The following is an 8,985-nucleotide window of genomic DNA, read 5'->3' as shown; positions in this document are numbered from 1 at the left end:
GGGGCTGGCGCTGCTCGCGGGGTCGGCCTGTACCCGGCTGGGGGTGTTCGCCGCCGGGATCGCCTCGGCGGAGGACCCCCGGTACACGGTCGTTCCGCAGCGGGAACGTCTGGCGGGGGCCGCCGCTGGCTGAGCGGGGAATGATTCGACGGTCGCCGTAGTTTGACACTCACCGTAGTACGTATTCATGACCGGAGACCCCTCCGGAACCCGTACACCGTGAGGTACAGGAGACTGCCGTGAGCGCACTGTTCGAGCCCTTCACCCTTCGGTCGCTGACCATTCCGAACCGCCTGTGGATGGCCCCGATGTGCACCTACTCCGCGGCCGCCGAGGGCCCCGCGACGGGCGCCGCCACCGACTGGCACTTCCAGCACCTGGCGGCGCGGGCCTCCGGCGGGACGGGCCTGATCCTCACCGAGGCCACCGCTGTCAGCCCCGAGGGCCGCATCTCCCCGTACGACCTGGGGCTGTGGAACGACGCCCAGACCGAGGAGTTCCGCCGGATCACCGCGTTCCTGCGCTCCCAGGGCTCGGTCCCCGGGATCCAGATCGCCCACGCGGGCCGCAAGGCGTCGACCGAGCGCACCTGGGTCGACCGGGGCCGGGTGCTCGGCCCCGACGAGCCCTACGGGTGGACGCCGGCCGGCCCGAGCCCGCTGGCGTTCGACGAGGGCTCGGTGACGCCGGACGAGCTGTCCCTCGCGCGGATCGACGAGATCGTCGGGCAGTTCGCCGAGACGGCCCGGCGGGCGCTGGCGGCCGGGTTCCAGGTCGCCGAGATCCACGGCGCCCACGGCTATCTGATCAACGAGTTCCTCTCCCCCTTCACCAACCGGCGCACCGACGAGTACGGCGGCTCCTACGCCAACCGCACCCGGCTGCCGCTGCGGATCGTCGACGCCGTCCGCGAGGTGTGGCCCGAGGACCTGCCGGTCTTCTTCCGCATCTCGGCGACCGACTGGCTCACCGAGAACGCCGACGACGACCGCGAGGGCTGGACCGCCGACGACACCGTCCGCTTCGCCGCCGACCTCAAGGCACACGGCGTGGACCTGCTGGACACCTCCACGGGCGGCAACGCCCCGCGCGCCCGGATCGAGGCCGTGCCCGGCTACCAGGTGCCGTTCGCCGAGCAGGTCAAGAAGGAGACGGGACTCGCGGTGGGCGCCGTCGGGCTGATCACCGAGGCCCGGCAGGCCGAGGAGATCGTCGCGAGCGGACGGGCCGACGCGGTCCTGATCGGCCGCGAACTCCTCCGCTCGCCGAGCTTCGCCCAGTACGCCGCCCGCGAACTCGGCGCCGAGGTGCCCGGACCCCAGCAGTACCACCGGGCCCTGTAGGACGCGCGGACACGCCGCCGGGCCCGCCGGGAGCAAGCGGCGGGCCCGGCGGCGCCTCTCCCTTCCCTCAAGCGGTCCGGGTGGTGAGGGAATCCGGCGGGGCGGCGGGGCTCAGCGCCCGAGGCTCCCGGGCCACAGAAAGGCGTCGTCGGGAACCTTCTCCCCGCGGAACCACGCCTGGAAGAAACCGGCGAGGTCCTGCCCGGAGATCTCCTCGGTCAGCTTCTCGAAGTCGTCCCAGGAGCGGGTGGTCCCGGCGTAACGCTCCGGCCACTTGCCCAGCACCTGGAAGAAGGCCGTGTCACCGATCGTGCGGCGCAGCGCGTGGAGCGCCAGCGGCCCCCTCCGGTACGCGCCCAGCGTGGAGACCTGCTGTTCCTTCCACCATTCCTCGTCGTCCTCGACCTTTTCGATCTGCTCCCGGTACTTCGCGTCCTGGTCCTGCCCCTGGGCGTGCTCCGGCCACAGCCACTGCGCGTAAGAGGGAACACATTCATCGGCACACAGGTCGGCCGCACCGACGGAAATTCCGTACCACTGGTGGGCCAGCTCGTGCACCAGGGTTCCCGGCTCCAGCCCCCCTTCACCGGCCATCAGGACCACCCTGCCCTGACCGGCGAAGTTTGTCGTGGGGTCGTCCTCCGCGTCGACGATCACCGCGCCGACGGAGCCGAAGGGGTAGGCACCGAACGTCTCGCGTTCGTACTCCATCATCGCGGGAAGCTGCTCGATCATGGGCTTGGCCTTTTCCTTCAGGCCGGCACCGAAAACGTTCACCACCGGTGTGCCGTCGGCGAGCCGGGAACGCTCGATGTCCCATTTCCCCACGCCGAAAATGGCCGAGCGGGGCATGAGGGGCTCCGTGGTCCGCCAGCGGAAGGTCGTCGAGCCGTTCCCCTGCCGGGCCGGCTGCTCCGTACCGTTGGAGACGGCGACCCAGCCGGCCGGCACGCTGGCGTCGACCCGCAGGTCCGACGCGTCGCGCGTATCGGCGTTCGCGGGGAACCACGTCCCCACGGACGCCCCGGTGATGGTGACCGCTCCCCCGTCCTTGGTCCGCGCCCATGCGGGGGTGCTCTTCCCGGGATTTCCGGCGTAACGAATACGGACATGGACGGTCTTTCCCGTGCCGATGCCCTTCTCAGGTACCACCGTGAGAATATCTTCGGAACTGTTGAACGACTTCGCCGGCGTGCCGTCTATTTCCACCGATTCGGCGGGCAGATTCAGCTTGAAGGTGAGTTCCTGAAGGTCCCTGCGAGCGGTCAGGCCAACCGTCGTGTCACCGGTCAGCTTTTCGCCTTGAGGAAGGTATTCCACCTTCACGTCATAGCGGCTGACATGGTATCCGGAATCCTCCTTGCCCGCCTTGGAAAAAGCCTTGGCCGCCTTGGAGACATCCTTCCCGGCCGGTGGTGCCGCCATTGCCGGCGCCGTCTGGAGTCCCAGCGCGGTCACGACGGTGAGTGCCCCCGCGCAAGCATTCCTGGTCCACATTTTTCCTCCTCCTGCGGAACGGGCACGACAGTAGGACCGGGAATTGATGGACCGAGGACCGCCGGGTGACCGTCCTGTGACGGGCCCGGCACACCGTCCGGCCGCCGTCCGGCGGCGCCGCGTGGCGGGCGGGACTTCCGCGGCAGGCCGTGGCGGGGCAAAGGACACGGTGCCTCCGCCCCGCCGGTGTCCCGCCGCGGTTCAGCCGGTACCGGTGATTTCGATGTGCCGGGACTTGACCGCCTGCGCCTTGGGCACCGTGACGGTGAGGACGCCGTCGGTCAGGGTCGCGCTGACCTCCTCGGTCCTGACCTCCGAGGGGAGCGTGGCCCGGTACTCGAAAGAGCCCGAGCGCCGTGAGGCGTGCCGCAGGACGCCCTTGCGTTCGCACTGCTTGATCTCGCCGGTGATGGACAGTTCGCGGTCGCCGACCTCGATGTCGATGTCCTCACGGGCGATGCCGGGCAGGTCCGCCTCGATCACATATGCCTCGTCCGTCTCGTGCATGTCCGCCAGGGGCGCCCACGCACCCGTCGCCGGCATCGCGGACGACTCCAGGAACCGGTTCATGCGCTCGAAGAACTCGTTCAGTTCCGCCGCCATGGGTTCGCGCGCGAGGAAGAAGGGCTGGTCCAGGAGCCCGCCCATCCGGCGCCGCGCAGGAAGAGTCATCGCACTTCACCTCCGTAGGACCCGGGAAGGGATTTCCCGCCCGTGTCCCCATGCTGCGGCAGCCCGACGTCACCCGCATGCCGGACCAGGAGCGCTGGTCGGGCGGCCGCACGGCCTCCGGGAGCGCCCCGCGCGGCCGGCGCCGACGATGGGAGCGTAAGGCACGGACGCCCGGCACCGGCACCGCGCCGGGAGCCGCGCGCACCGGGACGTCCTCGCACTGCGGAGGCGGACGTGAGCGCTCAGGATCAGGCCCCGTACCGGATCGTCGTCGGGGTGGACGGCTCGGAGTCGTCCAAGGAGGCCCTGCGCTGGGCCCTCAGACAGGCGGAACTCACCCACGGCGTGGTGGACGCGATCGGCGCCTGGCAGTTCCCGTCCTACACCGGCTCGCTCGGCTGGACTCCCCCGCCCCCGGACTTCTCCCCGGAGGAGATCACCGCCCAGGTCCTCTCCGGGACGGTCGAGGACGTCGCGGGCCGGACACCACCGGTGGAGATCCGGACCCGCGTCGAACACGGCACCGCCCCCGATGTCCTGCTGGACGCCGCGCGGACCGCCGACCTGCTGGTCATCGGCAGCCGGGGGCGCGGCGGCTTCACCGGGGCGCTCCTGGGCTCCGTCGGCCAGCACTGCACCCAGCACTCCCTCTGCCCGGTCGTCATCGTCCGCGGCCCCCGCCCGGCCCCGGAGGAACCGGACACCACGGGCAGCCACGCCCAGTGACGGCCGCGCGCCCCGTGGGCCGGGCGGCGGGGCGGTAGGACCGGACGGCTCAGGCCGGGGCGGCGGGCGACCATGACCGGCCCGCGCGGCACCCCCCGTTCGGCCCGCCGTGTCCGGCCACGCGGCCCGTCCCCGCGTACCGTCGACGCATGACCGACAGCCGGGGTGAGGACCGCCGGACGCCCGGGAAGCTGACGAAGGCGCGGTACGAGCGGGAGCTGCACCGGTTGCAGGCCGAACTGGTGAAGCTCCAGGAGTGGGTGCGGGCCGAGAGCGCCCGGCTCGTCGTGGTCTTCGAGGGCCGCGACGCCGCCGGGAAGGGCAGCACCATCAAGCGCGTCACCGAATTCCTCAACCCCCGGGTGGCGCGGATCGTGGCCCTGCCCCGGCCCACCGAGCGCGAGCGCACCCAGTGGTACTTCCAGCGCTACACCGAGCATCTTCCGGCCGCCGGGGAGATCGTGCTGTTCGACCGCAGCTGGTACAACCGGGCCGGCGTCGAACGGGTCATGGGCTTCTGCACCGAGGCCGAGTACCGGCTGTTCCTGCGCCAGTGCCCCGTCTTCGAACGCATGCTGACCGATGACGGAATCCTGCTGCGCAAGTACTGGTTCTCGGTCAGTGACGAGGTGCAGGAACAGCGTCTGCGCCGCCGCCTGGACGATCCGACGCGGCGCTGGAAGCTCTCCCCCGTCGACCTCGATTCGCTGACCCGCTGGGAGGACTACTCCCGGGCGAAGGACGAGATGTTCGCCCGTACCGACACCGCCGAGGCGCCGTGGTACGTCGTCGAGAGCGACGACAAGCGCCGCGCCAGGCTGAACATGATCGCCCATCTGCTGTCGACGGTCCCCTACTACGAGGTCCCGCCGCCCGTCCTCGACCTGCCGGCCCGCCCGCCGGGCACCGGCTACCGGCGCCCGCCCCGGGACCGGCAGCACTACGTCCCCGACCACGCCGCCACCGTGGAGCGGTGACTCACGCCGGGTCGGTGGTCAGGTCATCGTGGCTCCCCGCTGCCGTACGGCCCGTAGAGGTCCAGCAGCCGGATGCGGGCGGCGCGCAGGCGGTGTCCGATGATGCCCGCGGTGTAGACGAGCAGGGCGTGGTCGAGCAACGGGTCGCGGGCGCACAGGTCCAGTACGGCGTCGGCGTCGAACTCCCAGGCGCTGACCGCCGTGGTGGCCCGCGCCCCCAGGTGCCACTGGTGGGGCGGCAGGAGCCAGGACCAGCCCAGCAGTTCCCCGCCGCCGACGGTCTCCACCACGGGGGAACGGCGGCCCGGCACATGCATGTCCAGGGCGACGGTGCCGCTGCGGAGGATCCAGAAGCGGTCGGCCCGTCCCCCCTCGTCGAACAGTCGTGTCCCGGCGGGGAAGGACACCTCTCTGGCGAGGGCCATCAGCGGGTCACTGCGGCCCTCGGGGAGGGCCGCGAAGATACCGGCCCGTGTCATGGCCGGCCGTCCGGTGGCGTGCCGCGGTGGGTGCGTGCTTCCTGGTGCGGGGCGTGGGCCTCTTCGGTCGCCCGGACCAGCGCGTCGGGGCCGGCGCGGTCGAGGACGCATGCCGTCTCCCGGTGGTCGCACGCCGCGGTCACCGGTCCCATGGCTGCTCCCGTCCGGTCATGACGTGTCGGGCCCTTCGTCGGGGATACCGAGCGGGTTCTGCTCGGGCGGTTGTGGCGGGCGGGAGTCGTCGACGCGGTACGTCAGCTCGTCGACGACGGAGACGACCCCGTCGATCCGCTCCGTCAGCCGCAGCACCACGGGGATCTCGCTGCGCCGCTCCAGCTGCCCCCTCATCGTGACCACACCGTCGAGCACCCGCACGTCGAGCGTGTCCGCGGTGAGCCGCATGGTGTTCTCACCCACCTCATGGACCACGTCCTGACGGAGTTCGTCGTCGTCGCGCAGGAACACCTGGAGGAGGTCACGGCGGGTGACGATGCCGACCAGGCGGTCCTGCTCGTCGACGACGGGCAGCCGCTCCACCCCGTGCCGTGCCATGCTCCGGGCCGCTCCGGTGACGCGTCCGGGCGGTCCCGGCCCCCTCACCAGCCTGTTCCGTGGCCGTGGGCCGGGGAGGGGCTGAGCGGCACGGCGGGGTCGAGCGGCCCTGCCCGAGGCGCCCATGCCTTCCGGCGCCCGGCGTCCCACCGGTCCGGGCCCCCGACGGGCGTGCGCGGCGGCCCGGCGTCGTCGGGGTCTACCAGTGGTGCCGCCGGTCGCCGGCCGGATGGCCTCCGGTGCCCAGGAGCCACAGGACCGCCCCGATGATCAGCAGAATGACGCCGATGGTCCACAGGGCGGTGACCTTCAGCCCGATACCGGCCACGAGCAGGACGATCCCAAAGACGATCATGGTGCCTCCCTTGCGGAGACCGCCGCCCCGCCGCCGTGCGTCCGCGCGGCGCGGGAGTCGCGAGGCGCCGTGCGCGGCATCGTCGTTCCCGTGCGGCGCGGCGGGCGGAGGGACCGCGGCGACGGCCGCTGCAAGCGCTTTCACGCGCTTGCGCTCACCACACGAAAGTCCGGCGAAATCCACCGTAACCAGGCCGGACAGCTCATACCATCCGGCGCCGCGGCACCGGGCGGCCGTCACCGGCACGGGCCCGCCGGGTTCAGCCTGGCGGGCCGCTCCCCCTGGGGCCGCACCGGCACCCGGTGACCCCACGGCCTCGCACCGCTGTGCGGCCGGGCCACTGCCGGACCCGCCGCCATGCCCGGCGTACGCCTCCAGTGTGCGCTTCACGCCGTGTCGCGGCCTCCCGGTGCGGTGCGGCCGCGCGGCACCCGCCGTGCGCGCTCCGTGCGGGCGGCGCGGAGGCCGGTGGTGCCGCTGGTGGAGTGGCGGATACCTCGCGGCGGGGCGCGGTGCGTACGAGCCCGGCGGGCGTCGGGGGATGCTGTTCCAGGGCAGCCGGGGGTTCTTCGGCGCGGCGACGCGTGGCCGGGAATCCGGTTCCGCACGGCGGAAGCGAGAGCGCACCGCAGGGCGGGAGAACATGCAGCAGAGAACGGCGCGGACGGGTCCACGCGTCCCGTCGAGGAGGCCCGATGACGCCACGCTTCTTTCCGCTCTGGGTCGTGATCACGCACTTCCTGAATTTCTTCTTCCTGCTCCTGCTCGCCCGCTCCGGTCTGGAGATCCTCTCCGCTTACCCCAAGCTCTACTGGCACGACGACACGCCCCCGGGCCGACAATGGCTGCGCCTGTCCAAGAAGACCTTCGGCGCCGATTCCCGGAACACCTGGACCACACTGGACGAATGGTCCTCCTGGTCCCCCGTCATCGCCCTGCCGGGTCGGAAGAACCTGGGGCTCGGACGGCACTGGCATTTCCTGACCGTCCAGTTCTGGGTGCTCACCGGCGCCGTCTACATCGCACTCGTCCTGGCGACCGGATACTGGCGCTATCTGGTCCCCACCCAGTGGTCGATCATCCCCGACGCGATCCACGCGGTCGGCACGTATCTTCAGTTCGAGATTCCCCCGAAGATTCCCGGCGAGCCCTTCGAACCGGCGCAGAAACTCACCTACTTCCTGGTGGTCTTCGTCCTGGCGCCGCTTCAGATCCTCTCCGGCGCGGCGATGTCGCCGGCCGTGTGCGCGCGTTTCCCCCGCTACGCGAATCTCTTCGGCGGCAGCCAGGGAGCACGCAGCTGGCACTTCATCGGCCTGTGCCTCTTCGCGGCGTTCACCGTGCTCCATGTCTCGATGGTGGTCATCAACGGGCTGCCCGGAGAATTCGCGGAGATCGTGCTCGGCGGCCGGTCGGAGGACCACCAGGTGGCGGTCGCCGTCGGGCTCTCCGCCCTCGTGTTCACGCTGCTCTTCCATATCGTCGTCACATGGTTCTCGCTCCGCTACCGGCGCCGGACCCAGCAGTTGCTGGGAATCGTCGTCGCCCCCTTCCAGCGAGCCCTTTCCCGCGTTTTCACCTCCCGTCAGAACTACGCGCGCCACCAGATCTCCCCCTACCACCTGATCAACGGATATCCGCCGACCGACTCCGCGTACGCGCGTATGGCACGGAACGGTTTCCGCGACTACCGTCTCCTCGTCGGCGGCCTCGTGGAGAAACCGGTCGCCCTTTCCCTGGCGGATCTGCGGCGTCTGGGCGGCGACCGCCAGATCACCAAGCACCACTGCATTCAGGGATGGACCTCGACCGCGGAATGGGGAGGGCTTCCCCTGCGACAACTGGTCGACCTGGTCAAGCCGCTGCCCGAGGCCCGGCACATCGCGTTCTACGCCATGGACGACAAGGGACTGACCGAGGACGAGGGAAAGTTCGGCTATTTCTACGGAACCATCCCCCTGCACATGGCCTCCTCCCCGCAGGCACTTCTCGCCTTCGAGATGAACGGGGGCCCGCTGCCCGTGGAACACGGCGCGCCGCTGCGGCTGCGCCTGGAGAACCAGCTCGGTTTCAAAATGGTCAAATGGATCAGTGCGATCGAATTCGTCACCTCGGTCAGCGGAATCGGCCAGGGGCAGGGAGGCTGGCGGGAGGACCAGCAGTACTACTCCAACATCGTCGGGATCTGACGGCGACCGCCCCGCGAACCGCCACTGCCCCAGGAGGCCGTATGCACCGGCGCCGCAGACACCGCGCGGAGGACGCCCCCCGTGCCCTCACGGACCAGGACGTCCAGCGCCGCGTCCGGGAACACCGCGACAGACTCCTTGACGGACGGGGCCCCGGCGCCACCCCGTCCGAGACCGCGCGTGCCCAGCACCACC

General features: G+C 71.0%; 10 protein-coding genes and 1 pseudogene. 5 read left to right on the top strand and 6 right to left on the bottom strand.

Annotation, left to right across the window (positions count from 1 at the left end):
- Together AC51EU_RS23215 and AC51EU_RS23210 are read left to right on the top strand one after the other, a co-directional pair.
- Positions 1-133 (top strand): annotated as a pseudogene (locus tag AC51EU_RS23215) (NrfD/PsrC family molybdoenzyme membrane anchor subunit); the annotation flags it as partial.
- A gap of 106 nt (positions 134-239) precedes the next feature.
- Entirely contained in the window at positions 240-1,343 is a 1,104-nt protein-coding gene (locus AC51EU_RS23210) for an NADH:flavin oxidoreductase/NADH oxidase (RefSeq protein ID WP_496268979.1), read from the top strand.
- A 111-nt stretch (positions 1,344-1,454) separates the two neighbouring features.
- Here AC51EU_RS23210 and AC51EU_RS23205 read toward each other — a convergent pair whose 3' ends face one another.
- Together AC51EU_RS23205 and AC51EU_RS23200 are read right to left on the bottom strand one after the other, a co-directional pair.
- A complete protein-coding gene (locus AC51EU_RS23205) occupies positions 1,455-2,801 on the bottom strand; it encodes a gluzincin family metallopeptidase (RefSeq protein WP_496268978.1) in 1,347 nt (448 codons plus the stop codon).
- A 240-nt stretch (positions 2,802-3,041) separates the two neighbouring features.
- Positions 3,042-3,512 (bottom strand): Hsp20/alpha crystallin family protein, encoded by a 471-nt coding sequence (locus tag AC51EU_RS23200; protein WP_496268977.1) that lies wholly within the window; start codon positions 3,510-3,512, stop codon positions 3,042-3,044.
- Positions 3,513-3,746: 234 nt separating this feature from the next.
- On the opposite strand from AC51EU_RS23200, the gene AC51EU_RS23195 reads away from it, so the two are divergent.
- Both AC51EU_RS23195 and ppk2 read left to right on the top strand, forming a co-directional pair.
- Positions 3,747-4,238: a universal stress protein gene (locus tag AC51EU_RS23195; RefSeq protein WP_496268976.1), complete on the top strand. Its 492-nt coding sequence runs from the start codon at positions 3,747-3,749 to the stop codon at positions 4,236-4,238.
- A 149-nt stretch (positions 4,239-4,387) separates the two neighbouring features.
- On the top strand, positions 4,388-5,215 hold the full coding sequence (gene ppk2 / locus AC51EU_RS23190) for a polyphosphate kinase 2 (RefSeq protein WP_496268975.1): 828 nt from the start codon (positions 4,388-4,390) through the stop codon (positions 5,213-5,215).
- A 23-nt stretch (positions 5,216-5,238) separates the two neighbouring features.
- Here ppk2 and AC51EU_RS23185 read toward each other — a convergent pair whose 3' ends face one another.
- From AC51EU_RS23185 to AC51EU_RS23170, 4 genes are all read right to left on the bottom strand, one after another.
- The gene (locus AC51EU_RS23185) at positions 5,239-5,694 is read right to left on the bottom strand and encodes a cyclic nucleotide-binding domain-containing protein (RefSeq protein WP_496268974.1); all 456 of its coding nucleotides are present in this window, start codon (positions 5,692-5,694) and stop codon (positions 5,239-5,241) included.
- Entirely contained in the window at positions 5,691-5,846 is a 156-nt protein-coding gene (locus AC51EU_RS23180; protein WP_496268973.1) for a hypothetical protein, read from the bottom strand. Before AC51EU_RS23180 ends, AC51EU_RS23185 begins: the two co-directional genes overlap by 4 nt.
- Before the next feature lie 16 nt (positions 5,847-5,862).
- On the bottom strand, positions 5,863-6,246 hold the full coding sequence (locus tag AC51EU_RS23175) for a BON domain-containing protein (protein WP_496268972.1): 384 nt from the start codon (positions 6,244-6,246) through the stop codon (positions 5,863-5,865).
- Between the two features lie 199 nt (positions 6,247-6,445).
- Positions 6,446-6,601 carry a hypothetical protein gene (locus AC51EU_RS23170; RefSeq protein WP_496268971.1) on the bottom strand — a complete coding sequence of 52 codons (156 nt, stop codon included), beginning with the start codon at positions 6,599-6,601 and terminating at the stop codon, positions 6,446-6,448.
- Positions 6,602-7,296: 695 nt separating this feature from the next.
- Between AC51EU_RS23170 and AC51EU_RS23165 the strand changes: the two genes are divergently transcribed.
- Positions 7,297-8,790: a molybdopterin-dependent oxidoreductase gene (locus AC51EU_RS23165; RefSeq protein WP_496268970.1), complete on the top strand. Its 1,494-nt coding sequence runs from the start codon at positions 7,297-7,299 to the stop codon at positions 8,788-8,790.
- Positions 8,791-8,985: the final 195 nt, after the last annotated feature.

It is taken from the genome of Candidatus Streptomyces philanthi, assembly GCF_059553635.1.
The sequence above is the reverse complement of the archived record's forward strand: the minus strand, read 5'-3'. Positions and strand labels throughout refer to the sequence as shown.

Excerpts from the sequence above, each read along its gene's own strand:
- AC51EU_RS23200 (WP_496268977.1), bottom strand. The coding sequence starts at position 3,512 with ATGACTCTTCCTGCGCGGCGCCGGATGGGCGGGCTCCTGGACCAGCCC.
- ppk2 (WP_496268975.1), top strand. The coding sequence starts at position 4,388 with ATGACCGACAGCCGGGGTGAGGACCGCCGGACGCCCGGGAAGCTGACG.
- AC51EU_RS23185 (WP_496268974.1), bottom strand. The coding sequence starts at position 5,694 with ATGACACGGGCCGGTATCTTCGCGGCCCTCCCCGAGGGCCGCAGTGAC.
- AC51EU_RS23180 (WP_496268973.1), bottom strand. The coding sequence starts at position 5,846 with ATGGGACCGGTGACCGCGGCGTGCGACCACCGGGAGACGGCATGCGTC.
- AC51EU_RS23175 (WP_496268972.1), bottom strand. The coding sequence starts at position 6,246 with ATGGCACGGCACGGGGTGGAGCGGCTGCCCGTCGTCGACGAGCAGGAC.
- AC51EU_RS23170 (WP_496268971.1), bottom strand. The coding sequence starts at position 6,601 with ATGATCGTCTTTGGGATCGTCCTGCTCGTGGCCGGTATCGGGCTGAAG.
- AC51EU_RS23165 (WP_496268970.1), top strand. The coding sequence starts at position 7,297 with ATGACGCCACGCTTCTTTCCGCTCTGGGTCGTGATCACGCACTTCCTG.